The organism is Nodosilinea sp. E11 (assembly GCF_032813545.1).
Taxonomy (GTDB): Bacteria; Cyanobacteriota; Cyanobacteriia; order Phormidesmidales; family Phormidesmidaceae; genus Nodosilinea.
This window is the reverse complement of the sequence record NZ_CP136520.1, coordinates 3,636,117-3,652,846: the sequence shown is the minus strand read 5'-3', so window position 1 is coordinate 3,652,846 and position 16,730 is coordinate 3,636,117. Positions and strand designations below refer to the sequence as shown.

12 protein-coding genes are annotated in these 16,730 nt (G+C 54.8%); 7 read left to right on the top strand and 5 right to left on the bottom strand.

Annotated features, from left to right (window positions below; genetic code table 11):
* Window positions 1-319 precede the first annotated feature (319 nt).
* The 3 genes from glnT (RRF56_RS18390) to RRF56_RS18380 all read right to left on the bottom strand — a co-directional run bounded on the left by glnT (RRF56_RS18390) (window position 320) and on the right by RRF56_RS18380 (window position 3,841).
* Window positions 320-1,684, bottom strand: coding sequence for a type III glutamate--ammonia ligase (glnT, locus tag RRF56_RS18390; protein ID WP_317034614.1), 1,365 nt, complete (start codon window positions 1,682-1,684; stop codon window positions 320-322).
* Between the two features lie 222 nt (window positions 1,685-1,906).
* Window positions 1,907-2,635 (bottom strand): type 1 glutamine amidotransferase, encoded by a 729-nt coding sequence (locus tag RRF56_RS18385; protein ID WP_317034613.1) that lies wholly within the window; start codon window positions 2,633-2,635, stop codon window positions 1,907-1,909.
* A 300-nt stretch (window positions 2,636-2,935) separates the two neighbouring features.
* On the bottom strand, window positions 2,936-3,841 hold the full coding sequence (locus RRF56_RS18380) for a glycine zipper family protein (protein WP_317034612.1): 906 nt from the start codon (window positions 3,839-3,841) through the stop codon (window positions 2,936-2,938).
* A 433-nt stretch (window positions 3,842-4,274) separates the two neighbouring features.
* Between RRF56_RS18380 and glnT (RRF56_RS18375) the strand changes: the two genes are divergently transcribed.
* The 5 genes from glnT (RRF56_RS18375) (at window position 4,275) to ftsH4 (ending at window position 11,204) form a co-directional block, all read left to right on the top strand.
* A complete protein-coding gene (gene glnT, locus RRF56_RS18375) occupies window positions 4,275-5,600 on the top strand; it encodes a type III glutamate--ammonia ligase (RefSeq protein ID WP_317034611.1) in 1,326 nt (441 codons plus the stop codon).
* A 130-nt stretch (window positions 5,601-5,730) separates the two neighbouring features.
* Window positions 5,731-6,915, top strand: coding sequence for an iron-containing alcohol dehydrogenase (locus tag RRF56_RS18370; protein WP_317034610.1), 1,185 nt, complete (start codon window positions 5,731-5,733; stop codon window positions 6,913-6,915).
* A 390-nt stretch (window positions 6,916-7,305) separates the two neighbouring features.
* Entirely contained in the window at window positions 7,306-8,706 is a 1,401-nt protein-coding gene (locus RRF56_RS18365) for an aldehyde dehydrogenase family protein (protein WP_317034609.1), read from the top strand.
* Between the two features lie 95 nt (window positions 8,707-8,801).
* A complete protein-coding gene (locus RRF56_RS18360; RefSeq protein WP_317034608.1) occupies window positions 8,802-9,092 on the top strand; it encodes a YkvA family protein in 291 nt (96 codons plus the stop codon).
* Window positions 9,093-9,338: 246 nt separating this feature from the next.
* The gene (ftsH4, locus tag RRF56_RS18355) at window positions 9,339-11,204 is read left to right on the top strand and encodes an ATP-dependent zinc metalloprotease FtsH4 (protein ID WP_317034607.1); all 1,866 of its coding nucleotides are present in this window, start codon (window positions 9,339-9,341) and stop codon (window positions 11,202-11,204) included.
* A gap of 402 nt (window positions 11,205-11,606) precedes the next feature.
* Here ftsH4 and RRF56_RS18350 read toward each other — a convergent pair whose 3' ends face one another.
* The gene (locus RRF56_RS18350) at window positions 11,607-12,908 is read right to left on the bottom strand and encodes an SUMF1/EgtB/PvdO family nonheme iron enzyme (protein ID WP_317034606.1); all 1,302 of its coding nucleotides are present in this window, start codon (window positions 12,906-12,908) and stop codon (window positions 11,607-11,609) included.
* Window positions 12,909-13,115: 207 nt separating this feature from the next.
* Between RRF56_RS18350 and RRF56_RS18345 the strand changes: the two genes are divergently transcribed.
* Complete coding sequence (locus tag RRF56_RS18345) at window positions 13,116-14,168, top strand: Rieske 2Fe-2S domain-containing protein (protein WP_317034605.1); 1,053 nt, start codon at window positions 13,116-13,118, stop codon at window positions 14,166-14,168.
* Between the two features lie 231 nt (window positions 14,169-14,399).
* Here RRF56_RS18345 and RRF56_RS18340 read toward each other — a convergent pair whose 3' ends face one another.
* Window positions 14,400-15,416 carry a septal ring lytic transglycosylase RlpA family protein gene (locus RRF56_RS18340; RefSeq protein WP_317034604.1) on the bottom strand — a complete coding sequence of 339 codons (1,017 nt, stop codon included), beginning with the start codon at window positions 15,414-15,416 and terminating at the stop codon, window positions 14,400-14,402.
* 873 nt (window positions 15,417-16,289) lie between these two features.
* Between RRF56_RS18340 and RRF56_RS18335 the strand changes: the two genes are divergently transcribed.
* On the top strand, window positions 16,290-16,496 hold the full coding sequence (locus RRF56_RS18335; RefSeq protein WP_317034603.1) for a hypothetical protein: 207 nt from the start codon (window positions 16,290-16,292) through the stop codon (window positions 16,494-16,496).
* Window positions 16,497-16,730: the final 234 nt, after the last annotated feature.

Genomic DNA, 16,730 nt, shown 5'->3' with positions numbered 1-16,730 from the left:
GTTAATCTGCGCAGCATTTCTTCAGGCACTAGCCTGCTTTGTCTAGGGCAATTGTGCTGTTCTTTAAAGTGCTAAAACCAGGTCAGCCTAGCTATCTCAGTTCTGCCTGACGTAGCCGCCTAACTAGTCTAAAACCAACCATAAAGACAGCTAAGTTGACCTGTAAAACGCCTGTAGCAATTGTCACATCTATTTTTTGGGGTGTTGTGTCGAGGTTTTCCTTGCTTTGAAAAGTGGGCAAAACTGTGGTGCTAGCTGTGTGGTTTAGGCTTTAAGTGGATCGCCTGGGGCGAGCCAAAATTACCAACATCAGGCCTGTTTAGAAAAACTTGAGGTAGCGCTGAAGTTCCCAGTCGGAGACGTGGCTGTGGTACTCTTCCCACTCTTGAGTTTTGAAATCAACGTAGGTTTTATACATTAACGGCCCCATCACTGCCTCACTAAGCGGGTCGGCGGCAAAGGCGCTGACAGCTTCACCCAAGGTGCGTGGCAGCAGGTCAATGTTCATGGCTTCCAGTTCGGCCAACGAATAGGTGTACATGTTTTCGGTGTGTGGGGCACCGGGGTCGAGCCCCTCGCGAATGCCCTCCAGCCCGGCAGCCAAGATCATCGCCGCCCCCAGGTACAGGTTGGTAGAAATGTCGGCGGCGCGGCACTCCACACGGCCCCCACCCAGGGGAATGCGCAGCATGTTGGTGCGGTTGTTGTTGCCGTAGCAGATGTAGACCGGCGCCCAGGTAAAGCCTGACATGCTGCCCTGACGCACCAGCCGCTTGTAGCTATTCACCGTGGGGCAGGTGACGGCGACGATCGCCTTAGCGTGCTTCAGCACCCCGGCAATAAAGTGGTAGCCCAGCTTCGAGAGGCCGCAGGGGTCGGTGGGGTCTTCAAACAGATTTTTGCCGGTTTCTAGATCGGCTAGGGACATGTTGTAGTGGGCACCGCTGCCGGTCTGGTTAGCGTAGGGCTTGGGCATAAAGCTGGCGAAGTAGCCCTGGGCGCGGGCGAGTTCTTTCACCATTAATCGAAAGAAGGTGAGGCGATCGGCCATCTTCAGGGCGTCGCAGTAGGTAAAGTCGGTTTCAAACTGGCCCTGGGCATCTTCGTGATCAAACGAATACACATCCCAACCCAGGCCGTTCATGGCGCTGACGATGGTGTCGAGAATTTTGTAGTTGTCGAGCACCGTGGGGATGGCGTAGGCAGCTTTGGCCAGGGTGTCGCGATCGCTCACCGGCCCAAATCCAGTCTCGGTATCTTTCAAGATAAAAAATTCGGTCTCAATCCCCAGGTTAAACCGGTAGCCCATTGCCGCCGCCTGGTCTAGCGCCCGCTTGAGAATAGTGCGGCAGCAGGCTTCAAAGGGCTGACCCACCAAGTGCAGATCGCTAGCAAACCACACCACTTCCGGGTTCCAGGGCAGCACCGTGGCGCTGTCGGGGTCGGGCATGGTGCCCACTTCATCGTCGTTAATTGCTTGCGGTACACCGTCGAGGGCCGCGCCCGTAAACAGCTCAGAGCCCTGCATCATGCGATCGAAGTGGCTCAGCGGCACCACTTTGCCCTTACATAGACCGTGAATATCGACAAAACTGGCCAGGGCATACTTCACACCCTGCTGTTCTAGACGGTGCTGGAGAGCCTGAAGGGCGGGAGAAAGCGGCTGGATATCGGGATAGGCCATGACCTGTGATCCTCGTAACAACAACTGACTCCCAGCGATGGGAGCAAAAACAAACGCCTTTAACCTGTCTGGACTACTTAGGAGACTTCTGAAAAAGAGTTTCCCCAATGGTGGGCAGTGCCCACTCTACAGCGGCGACAGTCGCGGGATTGAAGCTGGTTCTTCTTTCCTGGAAATCTCCTGAGGCCAAGCCAGCATGCTATATCTAGCCACCGTGATGGCTCATGTCTGCCGCAGCAGCGACCCCGTTTGGGAGGCAGCAACAACCTGGCCGTACCAGGCATTGGCGAGCTGCTCGGTAAACTGGGCCGACTGCACCCAGTGCATGACCAGCTGCTCCCGCAGTTGCTCAAACAGGTGGGGGTAATGGGCCTCAATCCAATCGGTCTTAAAGGCGATCCAGTTCATCACAATTTCGGGCGTGACTTCGGGATGAAACTGCAAGCCGTAGGTGTAATTGCCTAGGCGAAAGGCCTGATTGGCGCAGACTTCGTTGGTCAGCAGCAGCTTGGCCCCAGCGGGCAAATCAAAGGTGTCAAAATGCCACTGCATCATCGGCATACCCGGTGGGTAGTTCTGAATCCAGGGTTCCTCACCCTCAGCCACCGGAAACAGCGGCGTAAAGCCCAGTTCTGGCCGATCGTTTTGGTAGACCCGGCCACCAAAGGCCCGCGCAATCAGCTGCGCCCCCAGGCAAATGCCCAACACGGGCTTACTCTGACGATGAAACTCTCGAATCAGCTCTGTCACCCGCACCAAGTGAGGAAAGGTGTCGTCTTCACAGGCGTTCATGGGGCCACCCAGTACGATCAGGCCATCGTAGTGACCGGCTGGTGGGGTTGGCTGTTGCGGCACCAGCCAGGTATGCAGCCAGGCCCCTTTCACCTCCAGGTATCGACCGAGGATGCCAACGGGGTCCGCTTCGACATGTTGAATAACGAGAATATCCATGGGGTTGAAACCCAGCCTTTATGGGTGCTTGGGGTGAAATCCGTTTTGGCCGTAGCCGTTAAACCTGGCTCCAACGCCCTTGAAAAGGCTGCGCAGAACTTGTTATATCAAGTTATCTCAGAAATTTTCGAGATTGGCAAATAATTCGTTGACATGAGACGTTTTGGCCTGAGTCTGCATGATTGACAAGGCTAAGCCAACGCCTGTCCAATAGGGGTGCGATCACAAACCGCCAAGCCAATAGAGGATTGGCTCGGCGGTGGTTTCGGTTCTACCGATAGTTATTGAATGGGCAACAGGCTATAGCCGGTCGCGGGTGCTTGCATCACTCCGGCGGGGGCTGTCGATGGTGCGATCGCCCGAGATAGTGCGATCGGAGACTGATCGACGGTCAGTATCAACGCGTCGGTTATCGTTGGCATCATCGGTGAAGGTAGACTCTACCCGATCCCAGGCGTCTTGCACGGCGTGCTTGGCTTTTTCCCAACCCAGAGGGCCATTGCTGTTGCGGCGTTCGTAGTCTTGACGCAGGTGAGGCTCAGCCTGGCTGAAGGTCATGCCCTGTCCGGCATAGGTAGAGTACCCTTCGTAGCCAGTGCGATAGGCCGGGCTGTAGTCGTCATAGCTATAGTCGGTCTCGCGGTAGGGGCGAGCCGAGAAATTAGTGCGCCAGTAATTATCTTCAGTCTGGTACCGGGAGGTATTGGTGTCTAGACGGGTCCAGGCATCGCGGCTGGCATGACGAGCTTGGTCCCAACCCAACGAACTGCCGCTGTACTGGCGTTCGTAGTCTTCTCTGAGCCGAGGTTCAGCGTCGTCGTAGGTTAGCCCCTGCTGGGAGTAGTTGCCATAGCCTTCGTAGCCGGTGCGGTAGGCTGGGCTGTAGTCGTCATAGCTGCGATTCGGCTCTACGTAAGACCGGGTTTTGTAGTTGGTCCGCCAGTAGTTATCTTCCACAGTAGGGTCGATAGTCTCGGCCACGTTTTTACCCGCTAACCCGCCAGCCACTGCGCCCACGGCTGCTCCTACAACGGCACCGACTGGGCCAGCTACTAAGCCACCCACTGCCGTGCCGATCGCTCCAGCCCCAGCGGCTCCAACTCCAGTGCCGACAGGATGGGCACCAGGCTGGCCAGTGATGGGGTCAGGATTGGCATCAGAATTGCGTTTTGAGTTCTTATTATTAAGGTCTCTATCGCTTTTCATGGGACTTAAATTCCAAATTAAGAGCAGCGTTGGGTGTGGGCTAAATAGATTGGCTCACAGCTAACACGTCTTTTACCTTAGACATTTTGGCGCTTAACCGATTCGGTAGTAGGGCAGAGGTTAGTCTATGCAATGGGGCTGACTCTGGTGACGGTGGTGGCTACTGTTGGTCAAGTTATTGTTTAGAAAATTGTCTAAAACTAGCGATCGCAAAATTGTCTTTTGGTTTTATAGCTTTAGCCAGTCCGGTTAGAACATTTTCTTTAAAACGTTCGAACATTTCTAAGGTTTTTGGAGGTCCTAACCCAGGTAACTATGCCTACAGACCCCTTTGTCAGTGTCTGGGCGATCGTCCTACTCCACCTCGTATCTCCAGCTACAAAAGCGCCTTCGTCAGCCTGTTTTACTAAGCTGAAAATCTCGGAGTCGTTCTATGGTCGGCATGTTAACCCAGGTACAAAGCCTGGCGGAAAGGGCCAAGGCCCTCGGCATCAAGTTTTTTCTGGTCTCCTATACCGATTTGCTGGGGGGCACGCGAGCCAAGCTGGTGCCTGCCTCGCAGATTGCCTCGGTGGAGAAAGATGGCGCGTTTTTTTCCTCCTTTGCCTCGAACTTGGGGCTGGGGCCAGAGGCAGCAGAAATTGCCGTAGTGCCCGACCCCAACTCCCTAATTCAGCTGCCTTGGGAGCCGTCGGTAGGCTGGCTAGCCAGCGACATTTACTTTGAGGGCGCACCCTTCCCCGCCGCGCCACGAATGATCCTCAACCGGGTGTTAGACCAGGCGGCGGCCCTGGGCTACACCTACAAAACCGGGGTTGAGGCCGAGTTCTTTTTGCTCAGGCAGACTGAGCAAGGCTATGAAATCGCCGACCCCAAAGACACCGCCGAGCGCCCCTGCTACGACCAGCTCAACCTGATGCGCCAGTTTGATCTGATCTCCACCATCGTCACCTACATGGAGGACTTGGGCTGGGGGCCGTACCAGTGCGACCACGAAGATGCCAATGGCCAGTTTGAGCTGAACTGGGCCTACAGCGATGCCAGAACGACCTGCGATCGCCACGTGTTCTTTAAGTACATGGTCAAAACCCTGGCCGAGCAGCGGGGCTTTGTCGCCACGTTTATGCCTAAACCCTTTAGCCACATCACCGGCAACGGCGGCCACGTGCACAACAGCCTGTGGCAAGGCGACACCAACGCCTTCGCCGAAGGTGCCGACAGCGGTGGCCTGTCCCCCCTGGGCTATAACTTTTTGGGTGGCGTGCTGGCCCATGGCCAAGGTCTCGCCGCCCTCTGCGCCCCCACCTGCAACTCCTACCGCCGCCTGGGGGCCAGCACCACCGCCAGCGGCAGCACCTGGAGCCCGCGCTACATCTCCTACGGCGGCAACAACCGCTCCCACCTGATCCGCATCCCCGATGTGGGCCGGTTTGAGTGCCGCATGATCGATGGTGCGGTGAATCTGTATTTGGCCAGCGCTGGCATTTTGGCGGCTGGTTTAGAGGGTATCAAGCAGCAGACTGACCCCGGCCAGCGCATCGACGAAAACCTCTTTGCTCGCGGCGACGAGTTTCCCGACTTGAAAACTCTGCCCCACAACCTCTATGAGGCCATAGAAGCCCTGAAGCAGGACACCCTGCTGATGGCAACCCTGGGCGAACTCGGAGCCAAAACCTTCCTCGAAATGAAAGCCAAGGAGTGGAACGCCTTCAACGCCCAGGTCACGGCCTGGGAAATGAACCAGTACGTGAATATTTAGGAGGTTGATCTCCGTCTCCTCCTGGGAGGGGTAGGGGTGGGTTAGCCCAGTCTTTGAACCCACCCCGCCCTCGGGGCACCCCTCCCAGGAGGGGAAATTAAGTGCTGATTTTTTCAGGTACCAAATTTTTATGGCTTCTACCCTTCACACTTACAACTTCCCCACCCGCATTCGCTTTAGCCCAGGGGCACGGCACGAACTCGCCGCCGAACTCACCGCCCTGGGAATCCAAAGAGTTCTGATTGTCACCGATAAGGATATTGCCCAACTGCCCTGGTTTCCCGAGTTAGAGACTGCTCTGGTGGGTTTCGGAGCCGTTACGTTTAGCGGCGTCTGGGGCAACCCAGTAGTTTCCCAAGTCAATGCAGGAATTGAGGCCTGGAAAGCCAGCGGAGCCGATGGCATTGTTGCTATTGGCGGCGGCGCACCGATGGATGTGGCCAAGGCGATCGCCCTCATGGCCCACCATCCCGGTCATCTGTTCGACTACGAAGACGGCAATAGCACCCGCCCGATCGATCAACCGATTCCGCCTATTGTGGCTATCCCTACCACGGCGGGCACCGGCAGCGAAGTGGGCCGCAGCGCGGTGATTTCTGACGATGACACCCACGCCAAAAAGATTGTGTTCGACCCGCAGCTCTTGCCAAGGGTGGTGCTGGCCGACCCCGAGCTATTGCTGGGCCTGCCCGCCAAAATTACCGCTGCGACGGGTATGGATGCGCTGACCCACCTGATTGAGGCGTTTTTGGCTAAGGGGTTTAACCCGCTGTGCGATGGCATTGCCTTGGAGGGCATTCACCTGGTAGCGGAGAATCTCTGGGCCTGTGTGGAGTTTGCCCAGCGATCGCGCGATGGCGAAACCTTTGACGAGGCGACGGCGGCATCGCACTTGGCGGCTCGGGGAGGAATGTTGAATGCGTCGATGATGGGGGCGATCGCATTTCAAAAGGGGCTTGGCGTCACCCATTCCTGTGCCCACGCACTGTCTACGGTGTATGACACGCACCACGGCTTGGCCAACGGCATTATGCTGCCGGCGGCGATGCGGTTTAATCTCGCCGCTGCCCCTGAGCAATTCTTGAGAATGGCCAGGGTTGTGAAGCCAACAGCTATGGATGGTCAGGAGTTTGTGGATTGGATTGTGGCGCTATCGGAATCCATTGGCATCCCGGCTTCGCTGGGGGCTTTGGGGGTGGAGCCCGATGGGTTGGAGCCGCTGGTGGCGGTGGCGATCAAGGATGGCTGTCATCCGCTGAATCCTAGACCCGTTACAGAGGATGATTTCTACGCCATTTACCGAGACGCCTTTTGATCGCTCTGCGCTTTGCCCTCCAACCGTAGGGTGCATCCGCGCAGCGATGCACCACTCAAGCAAATTCTCTACTTTGCTAATCTCCTGCGATCGCGGCGCACAATCTGGGTCTAAAGCCAAACCTATCGCCGGGGCCATTTCGCTGGCCCCAGACCCCCGTCGACAAGGACGTTCCGTCGTCCTTGACCTCACGGAAAGGACTGACTGATCATCGGTTTAAACCACTGTTCCGCTAATGAACCTGTCCTTCTCTGCAAGTCACCTCAGCAACCGTAGAGTGGGCATTGCCCACCATTTACCCCAGCCAAATAACCACAACCCTTGGGGCACTGCCCACCATCCACCCCGCGCCAAAACCATCAACCAACGACTCACTTAACTCCCCGCGCCATGGCCAACCTACTCTCGATCATCAACCCCGCCACTGAGGCATTGATTCAAGAAATGCCGGTAGATGATAAAGCCGCCGTCGCCGAAAAATATGCCCGAGCACGGGCGGCTCAACCGGGGTGGGCGGCGCTGCCTCTGGCCGATCGCATCAAGCCCATCCTGCGGTTTCGAGAGCTGCTGGTGGAGCGGGTGGATGCTCTCGCGGCACTGCTAACCTCAGAAACCGGCAAGCCGATTACCCAGGCCCGCAACGAAATTCTGGCGGTGCCGGGGCGGATCGATTTCTTTGTGGAGAATGCCGATCGCGTGCTGTCCCTAGAGCGGGTTTATGCAGAGCCAGCGGGTGCTCTACCGGGAATGGGGTCATTGGAGGAGGTGATCGGCCACGACCCCTTGGGGGTAATCGCCAACATTTCGGCCTGGAACTATCCCTACTTTGTGGGGGGCAATGTCTTCATTCCGGCGCTGCTGATGGGCAATGCGGTGCTGTATAAGCCGTCGGAGTTTGCCACGTTGACCGGAGGGGCGATCGCAGATCTGCTCCACGCATCCGGCATTCCCCAGGACATTTTCATCCCTGTAATTGGCTCAGGGCTAACGGGGGCGGCGCTGCTGGAGCAACCGATCGATGGTGTGTTCTTTACGGGCTCCTACGCCACAGGGCAAAAGATTGCGATCGCCACGGCTCCCAAATTAATTCGTACCCAGCTAGAACTGGGGGGCAAAGACCCAGCCTACGTCTGCGCCGATGCAAACGGGGCGGTGGCGGCGGCGGCGCTGGCAGATGGCGCATTCTACAACAATGGCCAGAGCTGCTGTGCGGTAGAGCGCATCTACGTTCACACCGAAGTCTATGACGAGTTTTTTGAGGCATTTCTGGCAACGGTACGAGGGTTTAAGCTGGGCGACCCCACCGATTCAGACACCTATCTTGGCCCGGTGAGCCGCAAGCCGCAGCTCAGCGTCTTGGCAGAACAGGTCACAGATGCCCTGGCGAAAGGAGCCACGCTGTGCTGCGGTGGGCAAACCCTCGATCGCCCCGGTTGGTACTTTGCCCCCACGGTGCTCACCGAGGTCAACCACACCATGACTGTGATGCAAGAAGAAACCTTTGGCCCAGTAATTGGCATACAGCGGGTGGCCAGCGATGCAGAAGCCGTGGCGCTGATGCAAGATACGCCCTACGGGCTGACGGCGGCAGTGTATGGGACGGAGCGTGATCGGGCCGTGGACATTCTGCGCCAGATCAAAACTGGGAGCGCGTATTGGAACTGCTGCGATCGCGTCAGCCCTCGCCTGCCCTGGAGCGGTCGTGGCCACTCGGGCCTGGGGACCACCCTTTCACAGGCAGGCCTTTATACGTTTTTGCAGCCCCGCGCCTGGCACCTGCGGGCAGGTTAGGGTTCGGCCCTCGCCCCGTTACCGGGCGGCTATCCACCAAGGGGCAACCCAGGGGTTCCATGGCACCATAAAGCCATCGCGTTCAACCCAGCCCCATGAGTTCCCCCGTACAATCTTTCTACACCTGGTACAAAACCACCCTCGAAAATCCAAAATATCGCTGGCTGATGGTAGGGGCAACGCTGTTGTACCTACTCAGCCCCATTGACGTGCTCCCCGACTTTATCCCCATCTTGGGGTTGGTGGATGATGCCGTGGTGGCTTCGATGTTTGTGGGTGCCCTGTCGCAGATTGTGCTGTCGGGGTTGACCAACAAAAAGCAGTCGGGTCTGCGGGCCGACGCCCCCGATGCCGCCAATACCACTGTCGATGTGGATTTTAACTAGCAGAGATTCCCTAGCGGTGGGTTATCCCAAATCTGAATTGCATAATCCCGGTTCTCAAAAAGCCAAACCGTAGGGGCGCATGGCCTGCGCCCTGCTGAACTGGGAGTAACCAGACAGGATCCAGTATGGTAGCGAGACTAAACAGTGCAAAATCCGGAAAAGCCTAGCCCACCCTAATGCCGCAAGCCTAATAAAAGAGGCGATCGCCCCGCCACAATCCTCAATCCAAAATTCAATACTTGACCTATGCCTGTTAATAAAAATCCTCAGCCGCCGCGATCGCGGCAAATCGCCAACATCGTCCTCTGGGCCGCCACTGGTTTATTGCTGCTCAACATTGTCTTTTCGGGCTTCGGTAGCCAAACCGCCCGCGAACCCTACAGTATGTTCATCCACCGCATCGACGAGCAAGAAGTCGTGCGGGCCTCGGTGGGGCAAAACGAGATTCGCTACCAGGTCAAAGACCCCACCACGGGCGAACCGGGCGATATCTATACCACCACCCCAATTTTCGACCTACAACTGCCCCAGCGGCTAGAAGACAACGGTGTCGAGTTTGCCGCCGTGCCGCCGCCCAAAGGTCAGTGGTTTGGCAGTTTGCTCAGCTGGGTGATTCCGCCGCTGATCTTCATTGGCGTCTGGCGATTCTTTTTGGCTCGCGGTGGTGGCGGTCCTCAGGGGGCGCTCTCCATCGGTAAGAGCAAGGCTAAGGTCTATGTCGAAGGTGACGCCGGTAAGATCACCTTTGATGATGTAGCCGGGGTTGAAGAGGCCAAAACCGAGCTAGTAGAAGTCGTTGACTTTCTGAAAACCCCTAAGCGTTTTACTGATCTGGGAGCCAAAATTCCCAAAGGCGTGCTGCTGGTCGGCCCTCCCGGTACCGGTAAAACCCTGATGGCCAAAGCCGTAGCTGGTGAGGCGGGAGTTCCTTTCTTCAGCATTTCCGGTTCAGAATTTGTCGAGCTGTTTGTCGGCGTCGGCTCTTCCCGCGTGCGCGATCTATTTGATCAAGCCAAGAAACAGTCGCCCTGTATTGTCTTTATTGATGAGCTAGATGCGATCGGCAAATCGCGCTCCTCCAACGGCATGTACGGTGGCAACGACGAGCGCGAGCAGACCCTCAACCAGCTGCTCACCGAAATGGACGGCTTTGAGGCGGGCGACACTACGGTGATCGTCCTGGCTGCCACCAACCGGCCCGAAACCCTCGACCCCGCCCTGCTGCGTCCCGGTCGTTTCGATCGCCAGGTCCTGGTCGATCGCCCCGATCTCAAGGGTCGTGAAGCCATTCTCAAAATCCACGCCAAAGATGTCAAGCTGGCCGACACCGTCGATCTCAAATCTACGGCTACTCGCACCCCCGGTTTTGCCGGCGCTGACCTGGCTAACCTGGTGAACGAGGCTGCCCTGCTAGCCGCTCGCCGTGGCAGCACCATGGTCGAGCAAGAAGACTTTGGCGAAGCGATCGAGCGTGTGGTCGCCGGTCTAGAGAAAAAGAGCCGCGTGCTTAACGACAAAGAGAAGAAAATTGTCGCTTACCACGAAGTTGGCCACGCCCTAGTGGGCGCAATGATGCCCGGCACTGACGAAGTTGAAAAGATCTCCATCGTGCCGCGCGGTATGGCGGCTCTGGGCTACACCCTGCAACTACCTACCGAAGATCGCTTCCTGCGCGATGAGGCCGAGCTCAAGGGGCAAATTGCCACCCTGCTAGGCGGGCGCTCCGCCGAAGAGATCATCTTCGGCAGCATCACCACTGGCGCATCGAATGACCTGCAACGGGCTACCGACCTGGCCGAGCAAATGGTCACCACCTACGGCATGAGCCAGGTGCTGGGTCCCCTCGCCTACGATCGCGCCCAGCGCAATGCCTTCCTCGACGGTGGCATGCCCAACGCTCGCCGCCCCATTAGCGAGGAGACCGCCAAGGCGATCGACGAAGAGGTTAAGTCCATCGTTGAAGAAGGCCACCAACGCGCTCTCGACATTCTCAAGCAGAACCGTGAATTGCTAGAAACCCTAGCTCAGCAGCTGCTAGAGGACGAGGTGATCGAAGGCCCACCCCTGCGGGAACAGCTCAAGCAAGTGCAAGACCCCCAGCTAGTGGGTTAATCACTATCACAGCCAAGGGAATCCATGTTTTAGGGGTTCCCTTGGCTGTGTTCGTCGTAGCTTAGGGCTGGGCCTGCTGGCGATGATTACCGTTCTGAATTCTCAGCTAAACCCTCGCCGCTGGCAAATTAGACGCCTTGTTGTACTATTGAAAAAGCATTACTTTTTTCTTTTTTTGCGTCGCTTGTAACCCCTGACTGACACTTTTCTTGTGTGAGGAGACACATAGGTCTTTTCAGAGCCATCAAGAAAATCAAAAAGCCTCTTCATCTTTCTCGATATTCTTTTCAACTGCTTGTGAAAAGAGTTGAAAAGAACTGCACCTAAAAGCATTGCTATCAAGAAATAGATTAATTGCATAAATTTTAATCGTGATTAAGAAAAATATTAACCATTGATCAACTAAAGCTGATCTGAAGCTACTATTCGAAATCCGACAAAGTCTTCTTTTGAAATTGACTTTTTTCTCTGCCTGTGAGATGAGTGACATCCTGAAGATAAATCTCGCCATGACCCACCTCTGATCACGCGAATACTTTCTGTTAAAAGATTCTCCTGTAAATCAAAGGGTTCTGTGGAAAGACTCGGCTTGTTACGCCAGTTATCTAAGCACCACTCATAAACATTTCCATGCATATCGTATAGGCCAAATGAGTTGGGATAGGGGAAGAAATCTACAGGAGTTGGACTTCTTCCAGAACAAGAGTCATTATCTCCCAGGAAATTGGCGAATTTTTTACTAACGGAGTTACCGAAATGAAATTTAGAAGTTGTTCCTGCACGGCATGCGTATTCCCACTCCGATTCTGATGGCAATCTGTAAGAGATGCCAGACAAGAATGAGAGTCGCTTACAAAATTCTATTGCCTCATGCCAGGAAATGGATTCAACTGGATTCTTTTCCCCCTTAAACTTAGAAGGCAAGGAACTTAAGGTAATGTCGATTTTCGGTAGGCATGAGGCAGCTTTCCATTGCGCTTGAGTGATTGGATATTTGCTCATGAAAAATGATTCAATTCTCATGCCCTCTACACTCAAAAGATCTTCCTTGGGAATTAGGATCATTTCCAATTCAATTCCTCCTCCCATCTCTTGAACAAAAAATCTTATCTGACTCACCCTTGTCTGGATATTATCTTTGCCCTTCAATAAAGCTGGCAAGCCATTGCCAGGCTTGAGTTCAATATATTGAATTTTGGATGAACGAATTTCGCTTTTCTTAGACAAGCTGAGTGAAGCTTTTTCTCTGGCATTTGAATCATTTTTATTTTTCTCAGTTTTGTTTAGAGGCTGCTTTCGGCCAGTAATCCCCCAAATTAATTGGGACAATGGATCGGGATTCTCTTTCCGAAAGTCTACCCAATGGCGATTTCGCAAGAATATAGGAAGCTTTGGTTGGCTTCTAGCATTAGCTAAAATTGCAGGAATAACTGGTCGTTCAGTGCTTTTGAATTCTTGGAGAAACGCTAAGATCTCTTCTCTTTGCCACGGTCCAATTCCCCGCTGACCTACAAAGACTACTGCAGAACTGATGGTCTCAATTTGGTGCTCTAGAGCAATTTGCCAAACTGTACCTGGCTTTAGTTCCCATTCATCTAACCATGGTTTTAGTCCTCTTTCCTTAAGCTGCTTGGCAATTTGAATAACAAGATGCTTGTCCTCACTGTTATGGCACAGGAAAACATCATATTTCTGTTCCGTCATTTACCATTACGTTCCGAAGTAGAGTTGAGTTAGCATTCACATGTAGTTTGCTTATGCTGAGGGGTTTTTAAAGCCCTCAATGAATCATTGTTAAACCTTAAGGATCTATGATAGGCCTGCTTCCTCAACTGGTCTAGGATTGCTTTGGACCTACCAAACCTCTGCTACAGTATTAATCGCTTCAATCCCTAACCCTCTGAAAAACTTGTGGTTGCCGTCAACGACATCTACCTGCTACGCAACATCTGGTACCATGCCATGCCCAGCCACGCGCTCAAGCGGGGCAAGATGGTGGCCAAAACCTTGCTCAACGAGCCGATTTTGTTTGGCCGCACCGAGCAGGGTAAAGCCTTTGCCATTCGCGATATTTGCCCCCACCGGGCGGTGCCCCTCAGCTGCGGTCGCTTCGACGGCACCGAGGTCGAGTGCTGCTACCACGGCTGGCGGTTTAACGAAAATGGCCAGTGCACTGAAATTCCTTCCCTGATGCCCGAGCAGCAGATGGATCTCAGCCGCTTTGATGTGCGGAATTATGAGGTTAAAGAGGTGCAGGGCAATGTGTGGGTCTATATCGTTGACCCTGCCAACCCCCAGCCTCCCCGCTTCGACATTCCCCGTGTACCGGGCTTTGACGACGAGGTAAAGCCCCAGGTTACCTACACCATGCGTTTCCCCTGCTACCTCGACCACGCCGTAGTCGGGCTGATGGATCCGGCCCATTCACCTTTTGTGCATCGCTCCTGGTGGTGGCGTGGGGCCACCCTCAACGACGAAATTAAGTGGTTTGACCCTTCCACCTACGGCTTTACCATGCGTAAGCACCGTATGGGCGAAAGTATGGGCTATGGCTATTGGCTGATCGGCGGCGTACCCGACAACGAAATTATCTTTTACTTGCCCGGCGTGCGTACCGAAGAAACCACCACCGCCAAGCACCGGGTGGTAAACCTCACTACTGTAACGCCGCTCACCGATGACCAAACCGACGTCACCTTTCAGCTGTACTGGGATTTGCCCTGGGGTGGTCTCCTTAAACCCATTCTGCCAACCCTGATTCGCTCATTCTTGGGCCAGGATCGCGATGTTGTGATCAAACAGCAGGAGGGGCTCAAGCACGAAACGGTGCTGCGGCTGATCAAAGATTCTGACACCTTGGCCCGCTGGTACTACCAGCTCAAAAAAGAGTACCAGCGCTCCCAAGCCGAAGACCGCGAGTTTGTGACTCCGGTCAAAACGCAGCTGCTCAAGTGGCGAGCCTAGAACAGTTCTCACCGAGAGCTTGCGGGACTTGGCATCCTGCTTATGGCCATAGCCGACAGGATTAGGACGCTTGGTTTGCAACGATCGCGGTCTGTCATTCCCGTGGCGACGGGAATCCATTCGAGAGCAATGACGGGCTAGTGGATTCCCGTCCCACGCCTTCGCGGGGGCAGGCTCTAGGCAGGAATGACGGACCTGGCTTAACCTGATTGGCTAGAGCTATGATTCCGGCTAAGGCCGTGTCGCTACTACGTTTTCCCGCCAGGCGTGGGGATATCCGGGGGCCAAGATCGTCGCCTGGTAAGGGATGACGCCCACTTCATCGCCTCCCAGGCATTGGGCGGCAGCGTAGGAGAGATCGAGCGATCGCTCCTCAATGTAAGGACCGCGATCGTTAATGCGCACGACTACTGTTTTGCCGTTGAGTTGGTTACGCACCTTAAGATGAGTGCCAAAGGGCAAGGTTTTATGGGCGGCTGTTAGATCATGTTGATTAAAGGTCTCGCCGGTAGCCGTTTGCCGACCATGAAAATACGGCCCGTACCACGATGCTATGCCACCGAAGGTCTGATGGGTTTCGCCTAAGCCGTGGGCGGCCATCTGCATCTGACTCGTATCTAAGGGAGCAGCCCCAAAGGCCAAACGCAGGTTGTTTACCCACTGAGCGGCCTGGAGAGCAAGCGGCTTACCCTCTGTGGTTGCTGCCGTTTGATCGGGGCTAACTAGCGTCAATACGGTTTTACCGTCTACTTGGGCAGCGGCGTGGTGCTGGCTCAGGCTAGGCATCAAACTGCTGGGGCTGGCTTCTAAAACGGGGATTGCTTGGCGAAGCTGCTGGGCAATGGCATCTGCGACAGGGCGAGACGTGACTCGGCCAATGACTACATTTTTGACTTGAATGGTGAACCCTTCTGCGTCACTAGATAGGGCGACATCAGAGGAGACATCGCTAGATAGGGCGACATGATAGCCACCACAAACATTGGCAGTGCGGACAACCTCCGTTACACCGCTACTGGCGTGGGCCGTGTGGTCGCGATCAACTACGGCAACGGCGGCAGTTGCACTCCAGTGCTGCCAGTCTACAGTAGCGGTAGCCGGCCAGGTGAGCTGGGGTTGCAGTGTCAGGGGCTGGTTCGCCAAAGCCTGTAGGTGGCGAGGAGTATAGGGGGATGAAGCGCTTAGATCTACCGTAGATTGGCGTTGTAGGTGTGCTGCTGCGTAGGGGTTAGCCGGTTGCAACGTCACAGGTTCAAACTGGGGAACGATAGCAGAGTAATGAGGTAGAAATGCAGCCCAGACTAGTCCAAATAACGTCATTTGTGCGTGTGCTGAACTCAACGCCCACGGCGACCACCAGCTCTACCCTGTGATAGATCTAGCCACAAGCAATGCCATGGACAAAACGGTCACCAGCTACCCTTGCGATCGCGCCTGCTCAACCGTAAGGGCCAAAAAAGCTGGTTTTCGGGTTTATTCGCAAGATAGCGAACAGCATTCTAGGCTAACACCTTAAATTTGTATCTGCAACGACATTCTTTACGCCTTCTTTAAGGTAAATAGCGCAATCGGTTCTAGGGCAAGGGTTTGAGGTCACTCACAAGGGCGATCGCCAGCGCTACCGCAACCTAGCTTTGCTGTATTCAAAAGGCACAACATAGACCGGCGCTAGCAAAGCTGCGCCGGTCTGCAAAAAAGTCTGATTACTGTAAAGGTTGACTGCAAATCGTCTAAAAGTAGCAGCCCCATCTAAATGACACCAACAGAGGGAGTCAGACGGGGCTGGAGACGCAGTTAGGAGGTATCTTGCGTACCAGCATATCTGGGGAATCAGTCAGTGGGGCTTTCCCTTAACAAGTTTTTAAGGCTCAACGAGTGGACCCAGTTCTTGGCTTGGCTCCTGCTAGACTCTGGCAACAGTGTTTATCGCTTATCAAGATAGGGGCCACTGAGCTTTACCCGACTATAAAGCTTCCGTAAAAGCCAGAGACTTTGAGTATCGAATATAACCTTCAAGGTGAAGAATCACACCATGCCTTCCTGGGGTAAAGGTCTGCTTGGGCAGCTTTCCTGCAAGAGCAAGTTTAGGGGTTCTGTCACTATTCTAGGGGTCATTGGGTTATGAAAGCAGCACTCATTCGAATCTTTATTTGGCCCAGTGGTATAGCCGTCTTAGTAGGTGTGAGCGTGTTAAGTTTGCTACTGCTGCACTGGCCTGATCTGGGTGGCGATCGCCAGGCAAGTAACCCCCGCGAAGAGTTTCCAGGGCAGCGACGGGGGGGTGGCACCCATTGGGACAATTCTATACAAAATGACACCATGGCCTAAGCCTCTATAGCACTGGTAGGGAAAACTGCCTACGGGTAGTTGGGGCCCTCACTGCCCTGACACCGTCCGGATAGGGCCGATTACCGTTGTATATCTCGGTATTCGAGGATTACAAGTCCGTGCCTACCACTGCTACATCTACCGGTGTCAAGTTAATCCATGGTGCACTTTCGGGCCTTGCCTTTTAGGCGGCAGCTTCAACAGTGGGTCTCCCGTTTTTCAAAACCGATTAGT